Source organism: Parabacteroides sp. PFB2-10 (assembly GCF_029893085.1).
Taxonomy (GTDB): Bacteria; Bacteroidota; Bacteroidia; order Bacteroidales; family Tannerellaceae; genus QVMG01.
In genome coordinates, this window is the sequence record NZ_JARXWI010000002.1 from 215,257 (window position 1) to 240,662 (window position 25,406).

Genomic DNA, 25,406 nt, shown 5'->3' on the forward strand with positions numbered 1-25,406 from the left:
TATATGGATATATTTGTAACATATACCGGAAGTATACAGAAGTATCGCAAGGCATTTGTTTACATATAGACACATTAATGCTTGGTTACTTTTGTATATGGAGCAGAATCGATACAATAATATCGATCGATTAACAATTTCACTATTACAAAAAACAATACGATAAAACAACATAAATAATATCAATATATACCTAAAACCCAGCTATTTAGATTACTTTATTGTAGTTTTCATTTCAATACAAGTATACAAATGTACGGATAGGGTAGGGGATGGGCTTAAAACATCGACAAAAGCAGTAATATTGACATATAAACCAGTTATTTAATGCATATTTCTAAAGTTTAGGTATAATCGTATTTTGCCTATCTAATTGATTCCTCGTAAACAAATGTACCGCGCGTTATATTTTTGTTTACAAATATTAATGTAAACATTTTCTGCATAGTATACATTTGTTATGTTATTATTTTATACATTTGCAACAACCCACCTGTACAACAAATATACATTCGTGTACAGACAAAATGACAGAATAAGTTATATCAGTAAACAAGTAAGAACATGAGGGAGCGTATTATTCAGATCATGGAGCAAGAAAAGCTAAGCTATTCACGTTTTGCAGAAGAGATCGGTATTCAGCGGGCGGCCATGTCGCATATCATAAATGGGCGAAACAATCCGAGTCTTGATGTGATTACCAAAATTCTTCAGCGCTTTCCGGAGATCAATACCGATTGGTTGTTATTTGGGAAAGGCAGGATGTTTGAAGAAAAAACAATGGGAAATTTGTTTACTACCACTTCACTATTTCCCGACGAAGAGCCGGAAGTTCCGGAATATCGCAAGGAAATCGAATCAAAACAGCCTGAAATAATACCTGAATCTCCACAAATGCAGGAGGTTAAGGTCATTGAAAAGCCTACCAGAAATGTGAGCCGAATAATGCTTTTCTATTCAGACAATACCTACGACACCTTCATTCCCGAGGATCAGGAGGACAAATAGCCTCACGGGCAAATAATTTAGAATAGAATGCCTATCTTTGTACCACAAATAATGTGGATATGAAGAAATACATGTTGGATTTGAAGGTGGTCGAAAATCAACACCTTCATTCAAATTATTGCCTACTGAAACTGACTACCGACGAATCCTTACCCGAAATGCTCCCGGGACAATTTGTTCAGGTCAGGGTCGATAACTCACCTACTACTTTTTTACGTCGTCCCATCTCCATTAACTATGTCGATCGTGAAAATAACCAACTATGGTTACTTGTTCAATTGGTTGGTGACGGAACACGAGCTATGGCGGCATACAAACCCGGAGATATTGTAAATCTTCTATTGCCATTAGGTAATACTTTCACCATTCCTTCAGGCAATACATCTGAAAAGTTGCTATTGGTTGGCGGTGGTGTGGGCACAGCCCCTATGCTTTTCTTAGGAGAAAGTCTGAAAAAAGCCGGCTTTGAAGTGACATTCCTGTTGGGAGCACGCTCGGCTGCCGATCTGTTACAGCTGGATCAATTTAATGCGATTGGTGAAGTAGCAGTGACCACCGAAGATGGCTCAATGGGAGAGAAAGGATATGTGACCGATCATTCCCTATTGAAAAGCAACCATTTCGATAGAATTTATACCTGTGGCCCGAAACCCATGATGATGGCAGTAGCCCGTTATGCATCTGCTCAATCTATCACGTGTGAAGTTTCTTTGGAGAATACGATGGCTTGCGGTATTGGCGCTTGCCTCTGTTGTGTTGAGAAAACGAAAGAGAATCACCACGTATGTGTGTGTACAGAAGGTCCTGTTTTTAATACGAATCAATTATCATGGCAAATTTAAATATACAAATAGGTGGCCTTTCCCTGAAAAATCCGGTGATGACCGCTTCCGGCACATTCGGATACGGAACAGAGTATGCCGACTTTATGGATATTGAACGCTTAGGCGGAATCATCGTAAAAGGCACGACGGCCGAACCACGCGAAGGAAATAATTATCCGCGTATGGCAGAAACTCCGGCAGGAATGCTGAATGCCGTAGGCTTACAAAACAAGGGGGCGGATTACTTCATCGAACAGATATACCCGATCATCAAGGATCTCGACACCCGGATGATCGTCAATGTAAGCGGTTCTTCCGTTGATTCATATGTGGAATGTGCGGAGAAAATGGCTACGTTGGAACAGATTCCGGCCATCGAACTGAACATCTCCTGCCCAAATGTAAAACAAGGCGGTATGGCCTTCGGGGTGACCTGCGCGGGAGCTGCCGAAGTAGTGAAGGCTGTTCGCAAGGTATATCCTAAAACATTGATTGTCAAACTATCGCCCAATGTAACGGATATAACGGAAATTGCCCGTGCCGTGGAGGCTGAAGGAGCCGACTCAGTTTCACTAATCAACACTTTACTGGGCATGGCTATCGATGCGGAGAAGCGAACACCCATCCTTTCCACCGTCACCGGCGGATTATCCGGTCCCTGTGTAAAACCAATTGCCTTGCGCATGGTATGGCAAACTTATAAGGCTGTCAAAATACCAATTATAGGTCTGGGAGGCATTTCCAATGCAAAAGACGCCATCGAATTTATGCTTGCCGGTGCAACTGCCATTCAAATTGGCACCTACAATTTTATCGACCCGACTGTATCTATTAAGGTAATCGAAGGAATCAATGCCTATTGCGATCGCCATGGATTACAGTCTGCACGGGAGTTAACAGGTGCCTTACGCTGATTGCTCAAACAAACACGCTGATTACTCAAGCAAATCTGATATAAAACAACTTACAAGAAATCCACCATTAGGCTATGGGTAAATAGCCTAATGGTGGATTTTCTTTATACATTCGTGTCATTTTAAGAAAATCGACATGCTATAAAAAACATGGGATTCCTTGATTTTAAGCCATTTTTTTTCGCATTTAACCGGCTTCTATTTTTATTAAAAGTGAAAAAACAGTACTATGCCTCTTGTTTGTTTCATTTTTCGTGTCGAATCATAATTATTTTTATGGCTTTTACTGAAATAGTTTCTAAAATAGTCATCCAGGAGTACAAAATTTTCAAGGGCTATGCCTATTTTTGATACATAACAAAAGAGAAAAGAACAATGAACCTTTTGGGGAATTTGACTTTAGATCTTTTATATATGGTTTTTTAGGCAAATATGATTTCACCAAAACCTTAACTAACTTTTGAATTATGACTTTGTAGTGAATTGGAACTATGGCGCACATGCACACACTTTGTTTTACTTGTGCTAGTGAGGGGGGTCCGAGATGGATACCCCTCACTTATTGCTTTATATGGATCCGTTATTCAAAAGGCTCTTCCCAATCACAATCATTCGGAATCACAATTCGAAAAATTGATTCCGCTATAATAAAAAAGAAGAATACTAATATCAACTATTAAGGAAGAAACCTCACCAGGCTAACCAGGTCGGCGGCGGTGGTTGATCCCAGCTTTTCTACCGCAATCCATTGCACAATTCCATCGTTATCAATCAAATAAATACGAGGGATATAACTATTCGCAAATTTGTTGTAGATAATTTTTTGGGGATCCGGGAACACTTGAATATCCGGATCTGTCCAATAATCATCACCGGTTTCTCCTCTTGCTATCGCCACAACCTGATAACCTTTTTCTTTTTTCAACTCCTGCCAGGCCGCCTCTATGATCGGTTTGGCCGCTTTACAATCCGGACATGTGGTGTTAAACAAAACAAGTATGGAACGTTTCCCTTTAAAATCATCGGATTTAAAGGTATTTCCCTTGCCATCTTCTACTGAAAAATAGGGGACTTTATCACCGACAACGACCTCTATTCCATCATTCGGTTCATCATTTTCTTTTATGCAAGAAGATAAAAGAAATAGAGATATCAACAGGGTTACGGTATACGTGATGTATTTCATAAAAGGTTGTTTTTTAGTTATTGTATACAAATATAAGAAAGGTTTTCTAATTCATCAGCTAATTCCTGTATCTTTGTGAGTCTAACACGAAAATAACCAAGCACTTTCTTGGTTAATTCACAAAACTTTCGTTCCTTTGCAACCGCTTTACGTAATCTCTGTCGGGATCAAAGTGGCCCGTTATATTGCGTTTCACTATTAATTACAATTAAAAAGCTATAAACAATGGATTTAATTAAAATTGCAGAAGAGGCATTTGCTATTGAGAAAGAGCATCCTGCCTTCAGAAGCGGAGACACAATCACTGTTGCTTATCGTATCAAAGAAGGTAACAAAGAGCGTATCCAGCAGTATCGTGGTGTAGTAATCCGTATCTCTGGCCATGGTGACAAAAAACGTTTTACTGTGCGTAAAATGTCTGAAAACGTAGGTGTTGAACGTATCTTCCCTATGAATTCTCCATTTATCGAAAGTATTACGGTTAACAAACATGGTAAAGTTCGTCGCGCTAAATTGTATTATTTACGTGCGCTTACCGGTAAGAAGGCCAGAATCAAAGAAAGAAGATTCTAACAACTATTTCACAAATAGTAGAAAAAGGTGGATTCAAAAAGAATTCACCTTTTTTCTTTATATTTGCTTCATAATGGAGAAGGGAGAATGTATGGAAGGGATAAAAAACCTGATTTTTGATTTTGGAGGTGTAATCATCAATCTGACGCGCAATCGTTGCATTGAAGAGTTTGCGCAATTAGGCGTTGATGTACATGAGCAGCTGGAAGGCTACAATCACAAAGAGTTGTTTATGCAATTGGAGCTGGGCGCCATTTCCACTTCCGAATTCCGCAACGGCATACGCCTCCGATCGAATCTTCCCATGACAGATGCTCAAATCGATAAGGCCTGGATCAATATGTTGGATGATGTTTCCCCTGTCAAACTCGATATATTACTACAACTCCATCAACAATACAACGTTTACCTCTTAAGCAATACCAACACGATCCATTGGGAATGGGCTGAAAAAGAGATCTTTTCCTACAAGGGGCACACCATCCGGGATTTCTTTCACAAAACATACCTTTCATTTGAACTTCATATGTTGAAACCCAATGCCGAAATCTATGAATATGTTCTGCAGGATGCCGGTCTAAACCCCAGAGAAACCCTTTTTATCGATGATGCCCTGGTGAATTGCAAAGCCGCTGAAGCCTTGGGAATTCACACCTACAATGCCCAGCCACGGGAAGAATGGCATTTCCTATCCAATGGTAACGCTTCGTTATAAATCCTTTATTTTCAGGATATTATAAGAAGTATCCGTATCGTACACATCGCTACCATCCACCTTTTTAATATACTTCACCACCAGAATGGTAAGAGGGAGAATGATGATCTCGTAAAGGGATTTAAGCAGTGCCTGCGTCCCAATCAACACAAACAGCTCGGGTAGGGGAATTAATCCGATAAAAGCTATCGGGAAGAAAATCAACGAATCCGCACTTTCGCCAACCAAGGTAGAAACAACCGCCCGAAGCGAAAAGTGTTTTCCCTTCGCAGCCACCTTCATCTTGCTCATAATAAAGGCATTAAGAAACGAGCCAACCAGAAAAGCCACCAAACTGGCCACAGCGATACGCGGTGCCATGCCGAATACGAAATTAAAACTTTCTTCGCCTTCCCAATAAGGCGCAGCCGGCAGATGAATAGCTATCTGCGCGAAAATAATCACTAAAAAATTGGAGGCAAATCCGCTCCAGATAATCAATCGGGTCTTTTTATACCCCCAGACTTCAGCAATACAGTCATTGATGATGTACGAGATGGGAAAAACGATTAAACCGGCGGTAGCGGTGATACCAAACACTTGCACGACTTTGGTTTCAAGCAAGTTGGCTGCCACAAGGCAGATGTTGAAGAGAATACCCAACAGCATGAAGGGTACAGAAACTTTTTTTTGCATGTTTTCTTGTTTTTAACGAGGTTTATCAAGCACTCGGCTACAAAGGTAGTGATTATTTTCTTTTTCTTGAACCAGGATTTCGCTGATTGGATGATTTTCCAGATGTGATTAGGCTGATTTTAATGATTTACAGGATTGCTTCTATAGCTTAGAGGCAATCCTTGTAAATCTGATTAATCTTAAGAAATCACATCCGGAAAATCCCCAAATCAGCGAAATCCTGGTTCAAGACGATTTGACAAATTGTCAAAATCACGGGAGTTTTTTTCCGAAACCCCGGGATTTTGGAGACAAACTCCCGGGAGAAACATTTTTTAACGTATCATATTGTAAAGCAAAATGGCAATTTTGCTATCATTTTGTCAAAATAGGTTTCGGGCTTTAAGTGGCTCTATGAGTTCAAAATCGTAGTTTTGTATAATTACGATTATGTTTAATTGCGTTTTCGAAATAGATATTCGTCTTCCCCTACGCACAAAAAAAAAATCCGTATACAACTTCACAGCCATATACGGACAAACAAATAACAAACTCTACTTATATGAAAAAACAAATACTACTAACAAATTCTTTCATATAGAACAAAGTAGTATTGGAAATGTTCATTTGTAAAAATATTTTTTTACTTGTTCATACGTGCATCACCAATAAAGGCGTATCCGTATGGAACAACATCTTCCGGGCAATGCTCGGATTGAACATACGTGCCAGGATATTGCGACGTTGCGTACTCAGCGCAATCATCTCAATTTCATTTTCCCTGACAAATTTTTCGACAGCCAATAACAGGTCGCCATCTGCCAGTACATTATGCACAATATTCGCATCCGGGTATTGTTTTTTAAAGTATTCCTCCACCCCAGTCAGCCGGATCTCATTCCATTCATCCTTGCTTGTCGATATGTTAAACAGATGGATGCGGAAGTTAAATTCCTTCATAAGATCCATGAATTTATCAAATATGACCAGGTCGCGTTGATTGAAAGAGGTCGCAAACGCAATATTATGCACAAGATCCAGGTTTCGGAACCTAACATTCTCAGGCACAGCCAGAATAGGAACCTTAACCGCCTCAAACACCTCACCCGTTACGCTACCGATCAGATCCACCTCTTTCTGGTTTTTCCCACGTGTACCCATGACAATCAATGTCGGATGATATTCTTTGCTATAGGCTACAATCTCCTCTTCCGGCAAGCCTTCCCGCAGAATGTAGTTATACTTCACCCTTGGCAGCTCTCCAGCCTCTATCTTCCTGTTTATCAGCGTGCAAAGATTGTCCATATCCTTCTGCACCCGTTGCATAATATGATGCACAGATTCTTCTTCATTAACCTGATAGGCCAGGGTATCGCCCATCGGTATGGCCGAAGGGAAATAGGGACTGAAATAGGCATGCATAATCATGACTTCCGCCTGAATCGTATAGGCATAATTGAGACCTATCTCACAGGCTTTAATCGAATAATCGGAGAAGTCGACCGGTACCAGGATCTTTTTCCGCTTATCTTCTACTTTCACTTCGGCTTCTTTCGGTTCATCCAGCCAGTGGCTATCTTCTATAATCCGCAGAGCATGAGGCAGATCACTCTCTTTAATGCGTACCCTCACTCCTGCTGAAACAACCGGTTGAATCTGATTTACATTGTGAATATACACATCGATGCCTTCCGTTTCCAATAATGTCTTTAAAATTTGTGCTTTTTCATAGGTATGAATAGCAACTGTAACCAATTTTTCTTCCATAAGGCTTTACGTTTTTTTATAAAACAAATAGGATATACATATAGTTCTTACATGAAAGTCCCAAAGCATTCATTTAGTTTGCATTGGGACTTCTATGATTTGATTATTTTATTAAAAATTACTCTTCAGAAACAACAGGCTGCGGACGACTTTCCGCTAAAATCTGCTGAGCACGTTCATATATGGTTGTATCATCTAAAACCACAATGCCTCCACCTGGTCCTGGTTCTATATGAATACCACAGCTTTTACCATCCTTGAAATTCTGCCCTCCGAAATAGTTGCGCACGGTCTCTACAGAGATACCTAATTCATCGGCCATGCGATGAATACTTCCGTCAGGCAGGCTGTCTTTCAAACGTCTTAACTCGTTAAATGTGATTGTCTTTGTCATGGTGCTATTTTTCTAATTAAATGATTACTTGTACAGATCAATAATGTACGAACTTAAGGATTATCCACCAGTGGAACAAATTCCTTATCCCTTAATTAACATGCTTTACGGCATTTTATACATCTCTTAATAAATTAACCAACTGGACATTTAAGAGCATGATGATCCCTACGGTAACGAGAATGGCGATCACGATCATTCGTTCACGCCTGACAGAATATAAAGAGGAGGCCGGGGGTACCTCTCTCCCACCCCTTCCTATGATTTTCACTCGTACACGTGAATAAATCACATAGACCAAAAAGCCAAATCCGATCCCGACAAGCGCACCGGGAATAATATCCGAAATAAAATGAACACCCAGGTAAATACGTGTATAGGCGGTGATAAACGCCCAGATAAAAATAGTAGTCGAGAATAGCGGACGGTAGCGAAACAATAATGTCATAAACATTGCGAAACCAAAGGCATTGGCCGCATGGCTCGATATGAAGCCATATCGCCCACCCCGGTATCCGAACACCGTATCTACCTCATCCATAAAGGCTGGATGATGAGTCGGACGCAGACGCATAAAGGTCGGCTTAATAAAATGGGAAGCAAACTGGTCACAAAGGGTGACCACCAAGGCAATGGCGATAAGAATCAGAATCGATTCACGCCAGTCTTTCTTATACACCAGGAGGAAAATAATGACAACAGCCAATGGCAGCCAAACTATTTTCCCCGAATACAACCACATAAAGTGATCCCAAAAGGTGGAATTACTACCGTTAAGAGCTAAGAATAGTTCGCGTTCGTAGTCTAAAATTTTTTCGAGCATTAGATGTTAGGTGGTTTTTTATGAACATTAAATGATTTCTATATCCTTTTTCTGTATCCATCCTACACTTCCACTCTCCAACTCAATTTCGTTCCACTCGCCTATCTCACTTTTAACAGATACTTTCGTTCCTTCATGCAATATAAAAAGATCCGTTCCGCTTGCCGAAGGGGAACTTTTAGCCGTTACCGTCGGGGTAAACACAATCGCATGGGTGCGGTTGATCAATTCATTCTTTTGATTTCGCGCAAAAATATTGCAAACAATAACTAATACGAGGAAAACACATCCCAGGTAAAAGCCAGCCTTCTTCATGCGTATCCAACGGGAGAAGAAGAAAAATAACAAGCACACAATGAAAACCAGAAAGCAGACCACACCCAGTTTGGCCCATGAATCCGACGAGCCCATATCCTGTATACTGAGAAACCATTTCTTCAGGAAAAACTCCCCGACCGGTTCTATCTGATCGACGGCACGGAGTTTAGCCATTTGCAGGTTGAAACGGATATCGCTGTCGCCCGGATCAAGTAATAAGGCTCTCTCGTAATTGAGAATAGCCGGCGCTACAAGCCCTGCCTTATAATAGGCATTTCCCAGATTATAAAGGATTTGGGATGATTGTCCCTGTTCCGCTAAGATGGATTCATATTTCTCAATTGCTAAAATATAGTCTTCCTGTGTATAGGCCGCTTCAGCCTCTTTAATGGCACTCTCCTGTGCAAACAGGGAAAACACCAGACATGGCATAAGCACAAAAAGAATGGTTTTCCGCATGAATATATATCGAGCCATTTTCATTACTTTTTAATTGTATTTTCCATTTTACCAATTGCATCCACCGTCTGTCCATAGATCCTATCCATAGCATCCGGCGCCTGAGAAGGAGCATAACGCGCAAACTCACAATCGTTAAGGATAGCCATAAACTCGCTGATAAGCTCATCCCCTACTCCATATTTCGACAATTCATTGGCCACATTATCTTTGGTAAGATCCGATTGAGGGATATTCAATTTATCGCTTAAATAGCCCCATAAAGCACGAAGTACCTCTTCATAGAATGCTTCTTTCTTATTCTCTTTCAAAAGCTTACCTGCATTTTTCAAACGTTTTACAGCCATTCTATTGGCTCTTTTGGTACGTTTCAATGCGATATTGGCATTTTCTTTCATCTGCTTCCGGTATATAAAGAAGAAGACAATGAAAAGCAATGCAGGAACAATATAAGAAAGGTAAAACAATAATGAGCCATAGAACAGGCTTTCCTGCGACTCAAAGTGGATACCTTTCACTTTCAGATAACGAATATCCTGTCCCAAGAAACGAACGCTTTCCCGGTTATTATAATTTGTTACGGCAGGGCTATTTTCGCCCTCTTCGCCCCGTTCTACCTTCAATGTATAGGATTCGGATGTAAGCGTTTTGTAGGTAGCCGATTTAGGATCAAAATAAGAGAAACGAATCGCCGGTATTTCAAACTCCCCACCAAAGCGAGGGATAGCCATGTATTCAATCGTCTTTGAGCCGGAGACGCCACCCGTCGACACCCGTGTATCGACAGATATTTTCGGATCATAGATATCAAAATCATTGGGAAATTTCACTTCCGGATTCTTCATCAGACGAATATTTCCCGTTCCGCTGATCTTAGTCGTTATGGTGACGGCTTCGTTTGCTTTCAGTTCAGTGGCATTGATATTGGTATTCATAGTGAAGTTACCTACGGCACCCGAAAAATCGGCCGGTTTCCCACTGGGCAAAGGTTTGACATCAATCGTAACCGGAGAGGTTGTCAATGTCTTATTAACCGTTCTGGTTTGCGGCCCAAAGAAGTCATCAAAAATACTTTGGCTTCTTTGCTGGATGGGGACACGAATAGCGGCATCAAAACTACCTTTCTCTATCGTTATCTTTCCGGTTCGTTGTGGGAAAAGTATTACCTGATAAAGTGTAACTGCTTGATAATTCCTGCCATTATATTGTTCTAGAACAGCATTCTTTTGCTCTGGCAACTCAATATCCTGTTTATGAAAGCCTTCAAATTCCGGGAATTTATAATTGGTAACAGAAGGCCAACGTGTGAAATAGAGCTTAAAGGTGACCAAAAAACCTTCCTGTTCGTACACATTATTCCGCGAAACAATCATCCGCATAAAGATATCATTATCAGATACGCCTGTCGAAGAAGCGGAAGCTCCATTTTGTTGCCCGCTCTGCTGTCCGGCATCACTTGTTTTATCCGGTGGTAATACTTTAATAGATAGTTCATTGGATGTATACGTCGAATTGGCTACTTTAATGGTTGCAGCAGGGATCTTAAAAGTCCCCTCCGCTTTTGCCATTAGGATATAGGTATAACTGATAGTCAATTCATCAGATCGTTTTCCATTGACAAATGAGGTGCTTTGGGAAGTCATCTGCGAAGGTCCCATCAGTACATCAAAGTCAGCCGGATGCTGCACCCGCAGGTCTTTTGCCTCCGAATTGATCGTATAGACAACCTTAAATTGTGATCCTGCTACTACGGCCTCCGGTGCGAGGGCTTTAAATTCTACCTGCGCAAACAAGGACACACCGGACACGACAAATAGTATAAATAAGAAAATCAAATTCCTTCGTATATATTTCATATGCTTGTATCTCATTTTGCTACAAAGTTACCATTCTTTTTCTGTTCTGCGACGCTGCTGTTGTTGCTGCTGTGCTTTTTTCACCTTCTCCTGCGTATCTTTTTCATCTTGCAGGAAGGCATCCAGAATTTGCTGTGCGTTATCCTGGCTCATTTGCTCATTGGACTGCTGTTCTTCCTGGGTCTTATCCTCTTTTTGATCATCCGGATTTTGCTGTTGCTGCTGCTGATCCTGGTTTTGATCCTGATTCTCTTCTTGTTCTTCCTGATTATCCTGACTCTGATCCTCGTTCTGTTGATCTTCAAGTAGTTTTTGTGCTAAAGCCAGGTTATAACGTGTCTCTTCATCGTTAGGATTCAGGCGCAGCGATTGTTTATAGAACTCAATGCTTTTGACATAATCTTTTTCTTTCATAGCAATATTTCCCATATTATGGAATACCTCTGCTGCACGCTCCTGCCCTCCTTTGACACCAATCATCTGTTGCGCCTGTCCGGCAAGCATTTCATATTGTTGGGCTGCCTCTTCGTATTTTTCTTGTTTGTAAAGAACATTCCCCAGGTTATAGTTTCCCTCCAGCGAACGGGGATTCACATCCATACTCTTCCGGTAGGCTATTTCCGCTTCATTCAGTTGTTCTTTTGCAAAAAGCTTATTTCCCGCCCGTACGTTCTTCCGCTCTTCTTTCTGAGCAAACAATACCCCATGACAGAGAAACAGGGCTACTATCAACCATCCTATCTTTTTCATCTGTTTCATCCTTCTACTTATGAAAATAGTCTGACTTTTCTGAACACCCGGTTCTTCCGGTCTAACGTCAGTAATTCAACAATTAAAAGAAACAATACAATCCATGCCAGTAATTGGAACTGTTCGTTATACTCCGAATAGACCTTACTGTCAAGTTCTGCTTTATTCATCTTTTCAATCTCATTCTGAACCGCTTTCAGAGCCGAATTCGTATTATCCGCCCTGACATACATTCCACTTCCTGCCGCCGCAATTTCCTGGCACATTTGCTCATTCAATTTCGTAACGACTACCGTTCCCTCTTTGTCTTTCAGGAAATTATTCCCTCCTACCGGAATGGGAACACCCTGAGTAGAACCAATGCCGACAATATTGATATGAATCCCTCTTTCGGCCGCCTTTTTAGCCGCTCCGATGGCATCATCTTCGTGATTTTCTCCATCCGTAATCAACAGAATAGTCTTATCGGATGCCTCATTCGGTGTAAATGACCGCAAAGCCAGATTGATAGCAGCTCCTATAGCCGTCCCCTGACTCGATACCATGGAGGGATTAATCGACGAGAGAAACATCTTTGCGGAAGCATAGTCGGACGTAATGGGCAACTGCGTAAAGGCATCTCCGGCAAAAACAATTAGTCCCACTTTATCATTTGTAAAACCATCTGTCAACCGTGAAAGCATCTGCTTGGCTTTCTCCAGGCGATTGGGAGCTACATCTTCTGCCAACATAGAATTGGAAACGTCCAGACACACCATAATCTCAACACCCTGCCGTTTAACCGTTTCCAACTTGGAGCCAAACTGTGGACCAGCTATCACAAAAATCATAATAGCTATCGCACTAAACGATAACCAGAATTTCAGATGTTGTCTTTTAGGCGACACCTCTGGCATCAACTCCGACAACAAGGCCGGGTTCCCGTATCGCTTAATAGCTTTCCTCTTCGACGTCATCGAATAGATATAAAACCCTATCAGTACGGGAAGTATAAATAGTAAATAAAGATAATCCGGATTAGCAAAACGAAACATAAGCCTTTTCTTTTATGGAATATTTCTCAACAATGTATTTCTCAACAATATTTCGATCAGTAACAGAGCAAAAACTAATAAAGCCCAAAACTTATACTCTTCCTGTTTTTTGCTGAATTGCTGTACGCTGATCTTCGTTTTCTCCAACTGGTCGATTTCCGCATAGATCTGTTTCAAACTGGAATTATCCGTAGCGCGGAAATACTGTCCACCTGTTGTCGCGGCAATCTGCTTTAAAGCAGGTTCATCGATCTGCACCTCTATATTGTGATATTGCACACCAAAAGCCGTTTGAAAAGGATGGGGCGCCATGCCTTGTGTTCCAACCCCGATGGTATACACCCTCACGCCAAATGTACGGGCAATATCTGCCGCTGTCACCGGAGCAATTTCACCCTGGTTATTCACCCCGTCGGTCAATAGTATGATCACTTTAGAAATAGCATCACTGTCTTTTATACGGCTGACAGCATTGGCCAGTCCCAGTCCGATAGCCGTACCGTCATTGATCAGGCCGGTCTGAACATCTTTAAATAGATTCAACAACACCGTATGGTCAGTCGTGAGTGGACATTGTGTAAAGCTCTCTGCCGCAAACACCACCAAACCGATATTATCTGTCGGGCGGCCGTTGATAAAGGAGGCCGCTACATCTTTCGCTGCTTCCAGGCGGTTCGGTTTCAGGTCTTCTGCCAGCATACTGGTCGATACATCCAATGCCAGCATAATATCGATTCCTTCCGTCGAGCTATTCTCCCAGCGGTTGGTCGATTGCGGACGTGCCAACACGATGATCAATAAAGCGATTGCCACCATACGGAACACAAAAGGCAAATGCCTTAGATAGACTTTCCAAGAAGCCGTTTTAGGCAAATCAAAAGCTTCCGAAGAAGACACCTGCAAACTGGCCTGGCTTTTACGCAATTTATAGATGTACCATCCGATCAACGGAATAAGCAGCAATAATAAATAGAGATATGTAGGATTTGCAAATACCATTGTTAATCTTCTTTAGAATTGTTTGTTCCTTCCACTTCATCTTCTCCCTCTTCCGGTTTTTCTTCTTCTTCCGGTTTTGGAACCTCTTCGATCTTTGTCTGATTCACAAACAGGTAAGCATTGACCATGCTCAGATCATTCTCGTCCGGTAGCGGATGCAGCTTGGCAAATTTCACCAGATCAGCCAAACGAAGTATCTGCGCCAGGTTATCCTGAGCCGCTTTATATTCGGTTTCATAACGCATCACATCCAGGATCTCACTGGAAGTCATTTCCATCGCATTGGTTCCGAAACGCTCTTCGATATAGCGACGAAGCGTGTCCGTAAGCTGCGTATAGTATTCTTTGTGGCGTCCCTGTTGCCATAATTTCAATTTCTTAAGCTCATTCAATTCCTTCACCGCTTGTTCGTGGGGAGGTAACTGAGGTTCTGTTCGCACCGGTATAAGCGGTTGCTGGTTTCGTTTGCGCTGAATGATATAGCCAACAACACATATCAGGAAGATCACCAACAAAATTCCCATCACCAACATCCTGTCAGGCAGATAGTCAGCTAACACAAAAGGAGGCTTCCAGACATCCTTGATATCATGGAAATTCTCCGGATTCTCTACATCTACAGGCACAGTCGACACTTTTAGGGCTACCTGTTGGGAAGCGATCGTATCAGTACCATCAATCACCTGGATAGGCGGCAATAGATAAAGCAAAGAATCAAAGGAGGTAATAAGAATATCCTGTTTGATAACCAGTCGGTTGTTTTCTATAATCGCTGAATCGGCTGGAGAATAAGCAAGCACTTCAATCCCCTGCATCAGCGTATCAACCGGAAGGACAATCTGCACCGGACGATCAGGATCCGAAGTGACAGTCAGACTCAAAACAGCCTGCTGCCCGATCAGGATCTCTGAAGGTTGCAACGACACATCGATCAGTGTCCGTTGCGCAAACAGATTTATCCCGGAAACAAGAAATAAAAGAAACAATATACTTTTACTAATACATTTCATTGTTTGCTTAATTACGTTTGTTAAAAAGAGCGATCAACGCTTTCACGTAGTCATCTTCTGTCCGGACAGAGACTGCGTCTACCCGGCTCTTTTTAAAGGAATCATTCATCACGTTTTGCCGGCGATTCCACCATTCCTGATATCCTTCACGCACTTTAGAGGAAGAGGTATCGATCCAACGTTCTTTACCGGTTTCCGCATCCCTGATCTTCATCAAACCAACCGAAGGAAGCTCTGCTTCCCGCCGGTCGTACACCTGGATAGCTACCACATCATGCTTACGGTTTGCAATAGTCAACGCATCCTTAAAGTTCCCCTTATCGATAAAGTCAGAGATCAGGAAAGTGGTACACCGCTTTTTAATCGCGTTCGTTAGATACTTTAACACAAGACTGATATCTGTCTGTGTATCTTCTGGTTGGAAATCGATCAGTTCGCGAATAATATACAGAATGTGTTTCTTCCCTTTCTGGGGAGGAATAAATTTTTCGATCTTATCTGAGAAGAAGATCACCCCGATCTTATCATTATTCTGAATAGCAGAGAAGGCCAGTGTAGCCGCTATTTCAGTGATAATCTCTTTCTTCATCACATGAACCGAGCCGAACTCACGGCTTCCGGAGACATCGATCAATAACATAACCGTCAACTCCCGCTCTTCTTCAAAAACCTTGATATAGGGACGGGCATAACGTGCCGTCACATTCCAGTCAATGTCACGCACATCATCGCCAAACTGGTATTCACGCACCTCGCTAAAGGCCATCCCCCTACCCTTAAAGGCAGAATGGTATTGCCCGGCAAAGATATTCCGCGAAAGTCCCCGGGTCTTTATCTCTATCTGACGTACTTTTTTTAATAGTTCACTTGTCTCCATGCTATCAATTGAGAGTTGAAAGTTGAAAATTAAAAACTAAAGACTTCATAACAATGCAAATCTCATTTTCAACTTTCAATTTTCCATTTACTTAAGGTACTTCTACTTTATTCAAAATCTCGCTAATCACCTCTTCTGAGGTAAGGTTATTGGCCTCCGCTTCGTAGCTAAGCCCAATACGATGGCGCATCACATCATGACATACGGCACGTATATCTTCCGGAATCACATATCCTCTGCGTTTAATAAAGGCGTATGCCCGGGCAGCCAGCGCCAGGTTGATCGACGCACGCGGAGAAGCTCCGAATGAGATCATATTGGCCAGGTTTGCCATGCCATACTCTTGCGGGAAACGGGTTGCAAACACAATATCGACAATATAACGTTCGATCTTCTCATCCAGATAGACTTCGCGCACCACCTCGCGTGCTTCCAATATCTCTTGTTTCGACAATACCGGTTTGATTTCCGGAGCCTTGCCGGATATATTCTGACGAATGATCAGCTTTTCTTCCTCTTTCTTCGGATAGTTGATCACCACTTTCAGCATGAAACGGTCAACCTGTGCTTCAGGAAGCGGGTAAGTACCCTCCTGCTCAATTGGATTCTGCGTTGCCATCACGAGAAAAGGCTTAGGCAGCGCATAAGTATGCTCGCTGATCGTGACCTGACGTTCCTGCATTGCTTCCAGCAAAGCACTCTGCACTTTCGCCGGTGCACGGTTTATTTCATCCGCCAATACAAAGTTCGCAAAGACAGGACCCTGCTTTACCATAAATTCTTCGTTCTTCTGACTATAGATCATGGTTCCGATCACGTCGGCAGGAAGCAGGTCGGGCGTAAACTGAATACGGCTATACTTCGCATCAATCAACGAAGCCAGTGTTTTAATAGCCAACGTCTTTGCCAATCCGGGAACCCCTTCCAGCAAGATATGTCCATCCGAAAGCAAACCTATCAACAATGATTCTACCAAATGTTTCTGACCAACGATTACCTGGTCCATTCCTACTGTAATCAAATTCACAAACGAACTCTTCTTTTCTATTCGTTCATTCAACTCTCGAATATCGACTGTTTGACTCATAAATAAATAGTTATTGTGTTATAATTTTTTCCTTGTGTTTACTATGTCCGCTCTTTAGTTGCACAAAATTAGAAATGTTAAAGACGCATACGGAACTTTTGCCGTTAAATTATTATAACTAACGTGCGTAGTTTATTTAAATTATAAAACGTACAAACGTTTTAATTAGTGCTTCCGACAATTTCAGCCTGAATAGCCGCCGCCTTTTCAATGGCTTCCCGGCTTCGTGTTATTTCATAAAGCTCCGGCCGTGGTACTTTTATCTCTGTCCCTATCGGGATATTATTCGGATTGGTAATATGATCTTTATTATAATCATACAGATAGACCCAGAAGAACTTATGTCCATAATGCTCCAGCGCTATCATAGTCAATGTTAGACCTGGCTCTATAACCACACGGGCAATTACCTCTTCTTCCTGCTTTTCTTTTACAGGCGCTATTACTGTTTCCGAATCTTCGATCTCTTCCGTTGGTTCATTCTCTTCCGGCATTTCTGTCGGAACGACCTCCGGCTGAGGGGCAACGGCCGCTACCGGCAACGTTTCCTGTACAGAGGGTGAGTCTATCAAGAAATGATAAACAAATGCTCCGGCAAGAACCAAAAATATCAACGTGATGAATAAAACCCAATTAAAACGTTTATTTCGGGGCTTCTCCGGCTCCGTCACGTCAGTTTCCTGAGTGGGCTCCGCTACTATTGGTTCAGGTTCTATTTGTTCCGGTACGGTCGGTTCGGGCTCTTCCGGTTCCTCCGACACTGTTATTTCAACTTCTTCCACCACTTCCGGTTCCTGAGAGATTTCCTCCTCTTTTTTCTCTTCCGATTCAATCAATGCAGATTCATCCTCCACTTCTACGCTCTCGAAAAAGGAAAAAGGAGCATTAACCAGTTCTTTCAGTTCTTTATCCGGTGTAAAGGTCAACTTAAAATGTCCCGGAATGACAAACCGCTCTCCGGTATTTACATGTATACTTTCCCGGTCTTCTACTTCGATGATCTTGAAAGTCCCGATCTCTTTGATTTTAACTATCCTGTCTTCAAAAACGCCATGCGAGACAAGCGAAACAAATTCTTTCAGAAATTCTTCCGTTTCTTTTTTCTTCCGTCCGGTTTTCTCTGCCAACAAACCGGCCAGATCTGAGATAGATAGCCGGTTATTCATCGCCTTTCAATTCTTTTAGTTTATTTTTCATGGTCTTACCCGATTTGAAAACGGGAACCAATTTGGGGGGCACCAGATAACGCTTGCCTGTAGCCGGGTTCACGGTGATGCGCTCGGCCTTCTTCTTTACTTCAAATTGCCCAAATCCCTGGAAGTAAATAGAATCACCACCAACTAACGAATCGCCCACCACAGCGCTCAAAGCCGACATCATATCAGCCACTTCCTGTTGTGTCCATTCGAGGCGCTTGGATAATTCTATGACAAGCTCTTTGTTTTTCATGCCTTATTCTCTTGTGATGTGCAAATATTAATGATAATTTTGGAATCATCCAAATCATTCTTGCACATTTCCATATAATTCAAAAGGTTGGGCATCTGTCATATATACCGGATAGCATGTTCCGGGTATCAGTTTTTTATCTTTACTAATCAATACTTCGGGATCTACTTCCGGTGAATCGAATTCTGTCCGTCCGATATAGTAATCATCTTCTTCGCGATCGACAATCGTCTTGAACAGCTTCCCTACTTTCGCTTCGTTTATTTCCGCCGCGATCCTTTCCTGTATGCGCATCAGATGATCCAAACGCTCTTCTTTCACCTCCTGAGGAACATCGTCGGTGTAATGCTTATAGGAATAAGTTCCTACTTCATGGCTATAGGCAAAGGCACCTAAACGCTCGAAGCGAACCTTCTGTACAAAATCAATCAGTTCTTCAAAATCCTTCTCTGTTTCCTGTGCATGCCCGGTCATCAACGTTGTCCGCAAATGAATGCCCGGCACCTCTTCGCGGATGCGGGAAATCAAGTCATAGGTTTCCTGGCTACTGATCTTGCGCCTCATCACCTCCAGCATATGGTCACTGATATGTTGCAATGCGATATCCATATATTTACAGACATTGTCACGCTCACGCATCACCCGCAACAGATCGTAAGGAAACTGCGACGGATAGCCATAATGCAAGCGGATCCATTCCACTCCCGGTATATCCGACAAACGTTCGACCAGTTCCGGCAAAGCCAGGCGTTTATAATTGTCTTGCCCATAATAGGTCAGATCTTGGGCAATCAATTGAAATTCTTTCACACCCTGCGCAACCAACAGGCGCACCTCTTCTTCCAGTGTTTCCATCGAGCGCGACTGATAACGTCCCGTAATCAAAGGGATAGAACAATAAGAGCATGTACGATTACAGCCTTCAGCTATTTTCAGGTAGGCATAATGGTTCGGGGTAGTGATGATACGATGCGAAGCCAGCTCCTGGTGGTACGACTTGCCTAAATCCGTAATCAGCTCCTGCCAATTGAACTTTCCATAAAAACGATCCACTTCGGGCAGTTCCGTTTTCATCTCTTTCAGAAAGCGTTGCGACAAGCAACCCATAACAAACAGCTTCCCTATTTTCCCTTTTCGCTTAGCTTCACCAAGCGCCAGAATGGTATTGATGGATTCTTCCTGGGCATCGCCAATGAAACCACAGGTATTGACTACAACTATTTCCCCGTTTATCTTATCCGTATCATGCGTCACCTGATAACCATTGGCCACAAACTGGCGCATCAATTGTTCCGAGTCAACCAGGTTTTTGGAGCAGCCTAAGGTTAGGATATCTACTTTATTCTTACGCATCTGTTATTCCCCAAACAACGAATCAACAAATTCTTTCTTGCGGAATACCTGCAAATCTTCTATTCCTTCGCCTAATCCGATATATTTCACCGGGATACGGAAATGATCGGAAATACCAATCACTACGCCCCCTTTTGCCGTTCCGTCTAATTTAGTAACAGCCAACGCATTGACCTCGGTTGCTGCTGTGAATTGTTTAGCCTGTTCAAAGGCATTTTGCCCGGTCGATCCGTCAAGCACCAACAGGATCTCGTGCGGAGCATCCGGCACCACCTTCTTCATAACATTCTTGATTTTGGTCAATTCGTTCATCAGGTTCACCTTGTTATGCAAGCGCCCTGCCGTATCGATAATAACCACATCCGCCTGATTGGCCTTCGCAGAGGTCAGGGTGTCGAAGGCTACTGAAGCCGGATCCGAACCCATCTTTTGTTTCACAATGGGAACCCCTACCCTTTCGCTCCAGATAACTAACTGTTCTACGGCGGCAGCACGGAACGTATCAGCTGCTCCCAGGTAAACGTTTTTGCCTGCTTTTTTGAACTGATAGGCCAGCTTACCGATCGTTGTCGTTTTGCCTACGCCATTGACGCCAACCACCATAATCACATAAGGCGATTTGTCGACAGGCAGTTCGAAGCCATCCCCGTCCTGGGTATTGTTTTCGGTCAATAAGGCCGCTATCTCTTCCCGGAGAATGGCGGTTAGTTCACTGGTATTGACATATTTATCCTTAGAAACGCGCTTTTCTATCCGTTCGATGATCTTCAACGTCGTATCCACTCCCACATCCGATGTGATCAGAATCTCCTCCAGATCATCCAACACATCATCGTCAACCCGGCTTTTACCGGCAACCGCCCGTGTGATCTTCGAAAAAACATTCTCCTTTGTTTTAGACAACCCTTTATCTAAGGTCTCCTTTTTATTCTTATTGAAAAAACCAAAAATTGCCATCTGTTTTACCTTAATTTATATATAGAGTGCGAAATTACTACTTAAAACTCATAATTCATAATTCACAATTCATAATTGCTGCATAGCACTCAACTCATCCGATGTTTATAGTCTTCGTATCCAAACTCACGAAGCATCACCAGTTTTTCCTCCCGGGTCCACATGGCGATCGAAGGATGCGGAATACCGTTAAACATATTGGTTTTCACGATCGTATAATGGATCATATCTTCAAAGATCAATCGGTCGCCCACACGCAACGGCTTCGTAAAATACCAGTCACCCATAAAGTCACCACTCAGGCAACTATTTCCGCCAATACGGTAGGCATAGGCACCCTTTTCTTTACTCACCGCCTGTCGTATCACCGGCTGATAGGGCATTTCCAGGCAGTCGGGCATATGACAGGTAAAAGAGGCATCGATTATAGCCGTCCGAATGCCATGATTCTCCACCACGTCCACCACGGTCGTCAACAAGAATCCGGTCTGCCAGGCAAAGGCGCTCCCCGGCTCCATAATGATCTCCAGATTCGGGTATTTCTCTTTAAAACCTTTCAATAAACGGATCAGATGCTCCACATCATATCCCTTGCGCGTCATCAGATGTCCACCTCCCATATTCAGCCATTTCACCTGCGGGAGTAATGCCCCAAAACGCTTCTCAATTGCTTCCAATGTACGCTCCAGGTCATACGAAGAGGATTCACACAACGAATGAAAATGTAAACCTTCAATTCCGGCAGGCAAACCGTCTGTTAATAAATTACTTACCACGCCCATCCTCGAACCGGGAGCCGTAGGATTGTAGAGATCTGTTTCTACGACCGAGAACTCCGGATTGATGCGCAAGCCACATGACACCTTGTTCCCATCGGCTACGACCATCGGATAAAAACGATCAAACTGCGAAAGTGAATTAAAGGTAATATGGCTACTGTATTTCAGGAGATTCGGGAAATCCTGTTCGGTATAAGCCGGCGAATAGGTATGCGCCAGGCTCCCCATCTCCTCGTATGCCAACCGGGCTTCATAGATGGAACTGGCCGTGGAATAGGGAATATATTCGCGTACAACGGGAAAGGCCTTCCAGAGCGCAAATGCCTTAAAAGCCAATATAATACTTACACCGGCACGCTCCTTTACCTCTTTTATCAACTTAAGGTTTTCCCGCAACAACCTTTCTTCCAACACATAACATGGCGATGGGATCTGATCAATCAATATCATTCCGTATTTGTTTTTAGAATAGAAGGCAAATATACCGTTTTTTTAGTAATCTTTTTTGCCGGCGACACAAACCGCCTCTTCGGCACAACTCCCGCTTTATTTAAAATCAACTAACAGGAAGATATTGTTGCCTTCGTCTCCATCCAGTGTAGCTACCAGCTCTTTCAACTCCCCACTTAGTTTGTTTTCACGATAGGCCTCTTGAAGTTCTACAAAATCTAATTCGAAATGGTAGCCTTTCTCATAATAATTCTGAAGACGGGGATCAAACGTAAAATCCTTTCCTTTATAATCAGCGAGAACTACCTTCGGACGAAAAATTTCATCTGTTTTCTTATCCCGCATATAATAGATTGGAGAAGGAAATTCACTCTTCTGGTAGGTATGAACAGATATAAATTGATAATCTCCCACATCCATACATATATCCATAACCATCATGGGGTTCAAGTCACTCAACAGAGGCTTCTTATGCATAAAAGGAGTCAGCGTTTTGTCTTTGTTATAAAAGAATACCGTATCGGTTTCCGGATTGTATAAAAGAAGTCCGTCCGGTGACCACCTCATCCGCCCATAACCAACCTGACCAAAAGCGCCCTCCTTATTAATCGTACTCACATCTATATCATTCGTTGGCATCTCGATATATTCCAACACTTTTCCATCCATTCTGGAAAGAAGATAGAAAGAAGAATCATTCACTTGCGTAACAGCGGTACGATCCCCCACATGTACTTTTCTCAGATTTTGCCATAAATTTGTATTGTCATACACCAATATGGATTGATCATCGAAAAGAAGCATTTGATTTCCGATATTTACTTGCGGTAAGGTTAATTTCCTTTTGAATTCGCCCGAAGAAGAATAGACGTTTATATAATTATTAAAATCAGGAATAATATAGACTTCATCCTCTGTTTCATCATACATGACAGAACCTGCGCTCGAATACTCTTCCGGCCCCTGCCCCTTTCGGTTGAAACACGACTTGGGATCTCCCTCTTTTGAAAAAAACAATACACTACTCGAAGTGCGATCCGCAACAACAATCGTATTTTGAGTCACATAGTCGATAGTTCCTCTATACAGAAAATCTTCATTTTTTGTACTTAAATACACATAACGCAGATCTGCTATATCAGCCAAATCAACCACCTTTTCCGAATAGTTTTTCGTAACATCAAAATAGGGCAACCCTTCAGCAGATTGCTTGTCGGAAGAGCAACTCACTGCAAGAACAGATAAAAGAAACAGATTAAAAATGATTTCTTTTTTCATGTGATAGATTTTAAGGAGTACGTTTCATATCTTTTGCATTAAATGCAAGTAAAACAAATATAACTATCATCCGGGACATTTACAATAGCTAAGATGCAGCATGTATCAAAATCATAGTAACTAACCATTAGCTTTGATCTTTAAAAGGGAAGAATTGGAAGGCGTGTGAGGGTGTGCTAAAAGCCGCATAGCGGTGACCTTTATACAGCCCCATGCGGAAGCGCGGGGGAATGGATCGTACAGTCAATAGCGCCGCATAGCGGTGCTATATTGCTGTGTTTGTGTAATATTACATAGCACCGCTACGCGGCGCATTTTTTGTTTATTCCTTATTCCCCGCGCTTCCGCACGGGGCTGGATACAGGCTGCCGCTATGCGGCATCTGCGACCACATATCTTCACATTTTACAAAATCTGATGATCGTAAGTCTTCCCTTCTTACAGAAATTGAATTCCCCTTATTATGCAACTGTATCAGCTACCCCACAATCATGTGAACAAATGTTAATTTACCCATTTCCGACGAAACCCTCAATTTACGATTTGTAATTTCGGCAGGACTTTGCGCGCAAAAAGGCGGGACTTCGGAGGCAAACTTCCGGGAGAAACACTTTTTAACGTATGGATTTGTAAGCAAAATGGCCGTTTTACTTACAATCGATATTTTAACATTTTGGCCTTTGCCGGGTCAGCGGCAAAAGTCCGTGGCAGAATTAACCAAATACAGTAGCAATACGATACATGAATTTTATATCTTAGCGGTAAAGAACAAACCCAATGGATATATACAAGTCATTAGCTCGTCTATTTTTACCTGACGAGGTCTTAGATTATTTCGATGTAGTCAACTTTGAGGAGATACACACGGGGAAAACCTTTTTCGGCGACTATCCCGAGAAAGAGTTACACCTATATTTAGATGAAAAGGATATGCCCCCTTGCGGGAGCAAGAAGTACCGTCCTAATGGTTTCACGGAAGAGAAAGTGATGCATGATTTCCCAATACGTGACCGTAAGGCGATCTTGCATATTCGCCGTCGCAGATGGATAAACGCGGAGGGTCATAATGAAGTTCTTGACTACGGCGATCTACTGGGAGCAGACGGCACAAAATTCTCCCGTGAGTTCGCTGCTTTTTTAAAAGAGTGTCCTTGATAACAATCCTGTCACGTTCAAGGCTGTTGCCGATACTTACCGCATTAACTCGTCAACCCTGTCTAAGGCATACAAAGAACGCCTGAGCGACTATCGAACGTGGAGTCAGAAAGATCACGCCACCGACTGGATATTGATGGAGGAAAATGTCGGTGCGTATATGAGTATTGACGAAACCGCACCCAGTCGTGGTGATCTGTTCACTATTCTCAGCAACAAAGACGGACACGGTCGAAAAGGTACTATTGCTGCTACAGTCAGAGGCACCAGGAGTGAGGATTTGATTACTGTATTCAACCGTATTCCCAAGCAAAAACGGCTGATGGTCAAGGAAGTTACTATGGACTTTTCAGACAGCATGCACCGAGCAGTGGCTAAATCGTTTCCAAATGCCGAGATTGTTATAGACTGCTTCCACATCGTTCAACTGGCAACCTCGGCAATGAATGAGATCCGAACAAAGCACAAACGCAAAGCAATGACCAACGATGCAATACGAAGACGGGAACACAAGATAAAACTCAAAAATAGTGAAGAAAATAGAAAAAGACGGCAACAGGAACGAGAAAAGCATGGGCGCGTCAAGCACAAACAGGGAAGGCGGGCACTTACATCCTATCACCTCGTATTTTATAGTATCAACACCTTATATCTATCGTTCCTTCAGAACTCCACTTATTATATTATAATACCCAGGGTGACACAGACCTTCGGCCTGCTTACCCTGGGCTAAGTCT

General features: G+C 42.5%; 26 protein-coding genes. 7 read left to right on the forward strand and 19 right to left on the reverse strand.

Going from position 1 to position 25,406, the window contains the following annotated elements:
* Window positions 1-564 precede the first annotated feature (564 nt).
* Genes M2137_RS02745 through M2137_RS02755 form a run of 3 tightly spaced genes read left to right on the forward strand, consistent with a single transcriptional unit; the run spans window position 565 to window position 2,746 of the window.
* Window positions 565-1,008 (forward strand): helix-turn-helix transcriptional regulator, encoded by a 444-nt coding sequence (locus M2137_RS02745; protein WP_280764929.1) that lies wholly within the window; start codon window positions 565-567, stop codon window positions 1,006-1,008.
* A gap of 59 nt (window positions 1,009-1,067) precedes the next feature.
* Window positions 1,068-1,850 carry a dihydroorotate dehydrogenase electron transfer subunit gene (locus M2137_RS02750; RefSeq protein WP_280764930.1) on the forward strand — a complete coding sequence of 261 codons (783 nt, stop codon included), beginning with the start codon at window positions 1,068-1,070 and terminating at the stop codon, window positions 1,848-1,850.
* Complete coding sequence (locus tag M2137_RS02755; protein ID WP_280764931.1) at window positions 1,838-2,746, forward strand: dihydroorotate dehydrogenase; 909 nt, start codon at window positions 1,838-1,840, stop codon at window positions 2,744-2,746. The genes M2137_RS02750 and M2137_RS02755 overlap by 13 nt, the downstream gene beginning before the upstream one ends.
* Before the next feature lie 676 nt (window positions 2,747-3,422).
* On the opposite strand, the gene M2137_RS02760 is transcribed toward M2137_RS02755, so the two are convergent.
* The gene (locus M2137_RS02760) at window positions 3,423-3,932 is read right to left on the reverse strand and encodes a TlpA disulfide reductase family protein (RefSeq protein WP_280764932.1); all 510 of its coding nucleotides are present in this window, start codon (window positions 3,930-3,932) and stop codon (window positions 3,423-3,425) included.
* Window positions 3,933-4,157: 225 nt separating this feature from the next.
* Here M2137_RS02760 and rplS point away from each other — a divergent pair, with 225 nt between their 5' ends.
* Window positions 4,158-4,505 (forward strand): 50S ribosomal protein L19, encoded by a 348-nt coding sequence (rplS, locus tag M2137_RS02765; protein ID WP_280764933.1) that lies wholly within the window; start codon window positions 4,158-4,160, stop codon window positions 4,503-4,505.
* Between the two features lie 91 nt (window positions 4,506-4,596).
* Window positions 4,597-5,220: an HAD family phosphatase gene (locus M2137_RS02770; protein WP_280764934.1), complete on the forward strand. Its 624-nt coding sequence runs from the start codon at window positions 4,597-4,599 to the stop codon at window positions 5,218-5,220.
* Here the strand turns inward: M2137_RS02770 and M2137_RS02775 are convergent.
* The 18 genes from M2137_RS02775 to M2137_RS02860 form a co-directional block, all read right to left on the reverse strand.
* Window positions 5,215-5,895 (reverse strand): queuosine precursor transporter, encoded by a 681-nt coding sequence (locus tag M2137_RS02775; protein ID WP_280764935.1) that lies wholly within the window; start codon window positions 5,893-5,895, stop codon window positions 5,215-5,217. The two genes, M2137_RS02770 and M2137_RS02775, sit on opposite strands and share 6 nt — an antisense overlap.
* Before the next feature lie 630 nt (window positions 5,896-6,525).
* Window positions 6,526-7,641, reverse strand: coding sequence for a universal stress protein (locus M2137_RS02780; protein ID WP_280764936.1), 1,116 nt, complete (start codon window positions 7,639-7,641; stop codon window positions 6,526-6,528).
* A gap of 118 nt (window positions 7,642-7,759) precedes the next feature.
* Window positions 7,760-8,035 carry a DNA-binding protein gene (locus M2137_RS02785; RefSeq protein WP_280764937.1) on the reverse strand — a complete coding sequence of 92 codons (276 nt, stop codon included), beginning with the start codon at window positions 8,033-8,035 and terminating at the stop codon, window positions 7,760-7,762.
* Between the two features lie 115 nt (window positions 8,036-8,150).
* Window positions 8,151-8,858 (reverse strand): phosphatase PAP2 family protein, encoded by a 708-nt coding sequence (locus M2137_RS02790; RefSeq protein ID WP_280764938.1) that lies wholly within the window; start codon window positions 8,856-8,858, stop codon window positions 8,151-8,153.
* A gap of 27 nt (window positions 8,859-8,885) precedes the next feature.
* The gene (locus tag M2137_RS02795; RefSeq protein ID WP_280764939.1) at window positions 8,886-9,659 is read right to left on the reverse strand and encodes a tetratricopeptide repeat protein; all 774 of its coding nucleotides are present in this window, start codon (window positions 9,657-9,659) and stop codon (window positions 8,886-8,888) included.
* Complete coding sequence (locus M2137_RS02800) at window positions 9,659-11,491, reverse strand: BatD family protein (RefSeq protein WP_280764940.1); 1,833 nt, start codon at window positions 11,489-11,491, stop codon at window positions 9,659-9,661. The genes M2137_RS02795 and M2137_RS02800 overlap by 1 nt, the downstream gene beginning before the upstream one ends.
* 27 nt (window positions 11,492-11,518) lie before the next feature.
* Window positions 11,519-12,250 (reverse strand): tetratricopeptide repeat protein, encoded by a 732-nt coding sequence (locus M2137_RS02805; RefSeq protein WP_280764941.1) that lies wholly within the window; start codon window positions 12,248-12,250, stop codon window positions 11,519-11,521.
* A gap of 8 nt (window positions 12,251-12,258) precedes the next feature.
* A complete protein-coding gene (locus tag M2137_RS02810; protein WP_280764942.1) occupies window positions 12,259-13,275 on the reverse strand; it encodes a VWA domain-containing protein in 1,017 nt (338 codons plus the stop codon).
* Between the two features lie 12 nt (window positions 13,276-13,287).
* Window positions 13,288-14,274, reverse strand: a complete 987-nt coding sequence (locus M2137_RS02815; RefSeq protein WP_280764943.1) for a VWA domain-containing protein — start codon at window positions 14,272-14,274, stop codon at window positions 13,288-13,290.
* Between the two features lie 2 nt (window positions 14,275-14,276).
* On the reverse strand, window positions 14,277-15,284 hold the full coding sequence (locus M2137_RS02820; RefSeq protein WP_280764944.1) for a hypothetical protein: 1,008 nt from the start codon (window positions 15,282-15,284) through the stop codon (window positions 14,277-14,279).
* Between the two features lie 7 nt (window positions 15,285-15,291).
* Window positions 15,292-16,161: a DUF58 domain-containing protein gene (locus M2137_RS02825; protein ID WP_280764945.1), complete on the reverse strand. Its 870-nt coding sequence runs from the start codon at window positions 16,159-16,161 to the stop codon at window positions 15,292-15,294.
* A gap of 91 nt (window positions 16,162-16,252) precedes the next feature.
* On the reverse strand, window positions 16,253-17,248 hold the full coding sequence (locus M2137_RS02830) for an AAA family ATPase (protein WP_280764946.1): 996 nt from the start codon (window positions 17,246-17,248) through the stop codon (window positions 16,253-16,255).
* Window positions 17,249-17,409: 161 nt separating this feature from the next.
* The gene (locus tag M2137_RS02835) at window positions 17,410-18,414 is read right to left on the reverse strand and encodes an HU family DNA-binding protein (RefSeq protein WP_280764947.1); all 1,005 of its coding nucleotides are present in this window, start codon (window positions 18,412-18,414) and stop codon (window positions 17,410-17,412) included.
* A complete protein-coding gene (locus tag M2137_RS02840; protein ID WP_280764948.1) occupies window positions 18,407-18,697 on the reverse strand; it encodes an HU family DNA-binding protein in 291 nt (96 codons plus the stop codon). Before M2137_RS02840 ends, M2137_RS02835 begins: the two co-directional genes overlap by 8 nt.
* Before the next feature lie 54 nt (window positions 18,698-18,751).
* Complete coding sequence (gene rimO, locus M2137_RS02845; protein WP_280764949.1) at window positions 18,752-20,050, reverse strand: 30S ribosomal protein S12 methylthiotransferase RimO; 1,299 nt, start codon at window positions 20,048-20,050, stop codon at window positions 18,752-18,754.
* Window positions 20,051-20,053: 3 nt separating this feature from the next.
* Window positions 20,054-21,007, reverse strand: a complete 954-nt coding sequence (gene ftsY / locus M2137_RS02850) for a signal recognition particle-docking protein FtsY (protein ID WP_280764950.1) — start codon at window positions 21,005-21,007, stop codon at window positions 20,054-20,056.
* Between the two features lie 89 nt (window positions 21,008-21,096).
* Window positions 21,097-22,236 (reverse strand): carboxynorspermidine decarboxylase, encoded by a 1,140-nt coding sequence (nspC, locus tag M2137_RS02855; RefSeq protein ID WP_280764951.1) that lies wholly within the window; start codon window positions 22,234-22,236, stop codon window positions 21,097-21,099.
* 96 nt (window positions 22,237-22,332) lie between these two features.
* A complete protein-coding gene (locus tag M2137_RS02860; RefSeq protein ID WP_280764952.1) occupies window positions 22,333-23,514 on the reverse strand; it encodes a 6-bladed beta-propeller in 1,182 nt (393 codons plus the stop codon).
* A 777-nt stretch (window positions 23,515-24,291) separates the two neighbouring features.
* Between M2137_RS02860 and M2137_RS02865 the strand changes: the two genes are divergently transcribed.
* Together M2137_RS02865 and M2137_RS02870 are read left to right on the forward strand one after the other, a co-directional pair.
* The gene (locus M2137_RS02865) at window positions 24,292-24,669 is read left to right on the forward strand and encodes a transposase family protein (protein ID WP_280764953.1); all 378 of its coding nucleotides are present in this window, start codon (window positions 24,292-24,294) and stop codon (window positions 24,667-24,669) included.
* Between the two features lie 160 nt (window positions 24,670-24,829).
* Window positions 24,830-25,402, forward strand: coding sequence for a transposase (locus M2137_RS02870; protein WP_280764954.1), 573 nt, complete (start codon window positions 24,830-24,832; stop codon window positions 25,400-25,402).
* Window positions 25,403-25,406: the final 4 nt, after the last annotated feature.

Bases quoted from the DNA above. Each gene is read 5' to 3' on its own strand.
- M2137_RS02760 (WP_280764932.1), bottom strand. From the start codon at position 3,932: ATGAAATACATCACGTATACCGTAACCCTGTTGATATCTCTATTTCTT.
- M2137_RS02750 (WP_280764930.1), top strand. From the start codon at position 1,068: ATGAAGAAATACATGTTGGATTTGAAGGTGGTCGAAAATCAACACCTT.
- M2137_RS02840 (WP_280764948.1), bottom strand. From the start codon at position 18,697: ATGAAAAACAAAGAGCTTGTCATAGAATTATCCAAGCGCCTCGAATGG.
- M2137_RS02770 (WP_280764934.1), top strand. From the start codon at position 4,597: ATGGAAGGGATAAAAAACCTGATTTTTGATTTTGGAGGTGTAATCATC.
- rplS (WP_280764933.1), top strand. From the start codon at position 4,158: ATGGATTTAATTAAAATTGCAGAAGAGGCATTTGCTATTGAGAAAGAG.
- M2137_RS02795 (WP_280764939.1), bottom strand. From the start codon at position 9,659: ATGAAAATGGCTCGATATATATTCATGCGGAAAACCATTCTTTTTGTG.
- M2137_RS02790 (WP_280764938.1), bottom strand. From the start codon at position 8,858: ATGCTCGAAAAAATTTTAGACTACGAACGCGAACTATTCTTAGCTCTT.
- M2137_RS02825 (WP_280764945.1), bottom strand. From the start codon at position 16,161: ATGGAGACAAGTGAACTATTAAAAAAAGTACGTCAGATAGAGATAAAG.
- M2137_RS02745 (WP_280764929.1), top strand. From the start codon at position 565: ATGAGGGAGCGTATTATTCAGATCATGGAGCAAGAAAAGCTAAGCTAT.
- M2137_RS02805 (WP_280764941.1), bottom strand. From the start codon at position 12,250: ATGAAACAGATGAAAAAGATAGGATGGTTGATAGTAGCCCTGTTTCTC.
- M2137_RS02780 (WP_280764936.1), bottom strand. From the start codon at position 7,641: ATGGAAGAAAAATTGGTTACAGTTGCTATTCATACCTATGAAAAAGCA.
- M2137_RS02860 (WP_280764952.1), bottom strand. From the start codon at position 23,514: ATGAAAAAAGAAATCATTTTTAATCTGTTTCTTTTATCTGTTCTTGCA.
- M2137_RS02865 (WP_280764953.1), top strand. From the start codon at position 24,292: ATGGATATATACAAGTCATTAGCTCGTCTATTTTTACCTGACGAGGTC.
- M2137_RS02835 (WP_280764947.1), bottom strand. From the start codon at position 18,414: ATGAATAACCGGCTATCTATCTCAGATCTGGCCGGTTTGTTGGCAGAG.
- M2137_RS02830 (WP_280764946.1), bottom strand. From the start codon at position 17,248: ATGAGTCAAACAGTCGATATTCGAGAGTTGAATGAACGAATAGAAAAG.
- ftsY (WP_280764950.1), bottom strand. From the start codon at position 21,007: ATGGCAATTTTTGGTTTTTTCAATAAGAATAAAAAGGAGACCTTAGAT.
- M2137_RS02775 (WP_280764935.1), bottom strand. From the start codon at position 5,895: ATGCAAAAAAAAGTTTCTGTACCCTTCATGCTGTTGGGTATTCTCTTC.
- M2137_RS02810 (WP_280764942.1), bottom strand. From the start codon at position 13,275: ATGTTTCGTTTTGCTAATCCGGATTATCTTTATTTACTATTTATACTT.
- M2137_RS02785 (WP_280764937.1), bottom strand. From the start codon at position 8,035: ATGACAAAGACAATCACATTTAACGAGTTAAGACGTTTGAAAGACAGC.
- nspC (WP_280764951.1), bottom strand. From the start codon at position 22,236: ATGATATTGATTGATCAGATCCCATCGCCATGTTATGTGTTGGAAGAA.
- M2137_RS02870 (WP_280764954.1), top strand. From the start codon at position 24,830: ATGAGTATTGACGAAACCGCACCCAGTCGTGGTGATCTGTTCACTATT.
- M2137_RS02800 (WP_280764940.1), bottom strand. From the start codon at position 11,491: ATGAAATATATACGAAGGAATTTGATTTTCTTATTTATACTATTTGTC.
- M2137_RS02755 (WP_280764931.1), top strand. From the start codon at position 1,838: ATGGCAAATTTAAATATACAAATAGGTGGCCTTTCCCTGAAAAATCCG.
- rimO (WP_280764949.1), bottom strand. From the start codon at position 20,050: ATGCGTAAGAATAAAGTAGATATCCTAACCTTAGGCTGCTCCAAAAAC.
- M2137_RS02820 (WP_280764944.1), bottom strand. From the start codon at position 15,284: ATGAAATGTATTAGTAAAAGTATATTGTTTCTTTTATTTCTTGTTTCC.
- M2137_RS02815 (WP_280764943.1), bottom strand. From the start codon at position 14,274: ATGGTATTTGCAAATCCTACATATCTCTATTTATTATTGCTGCTTATT.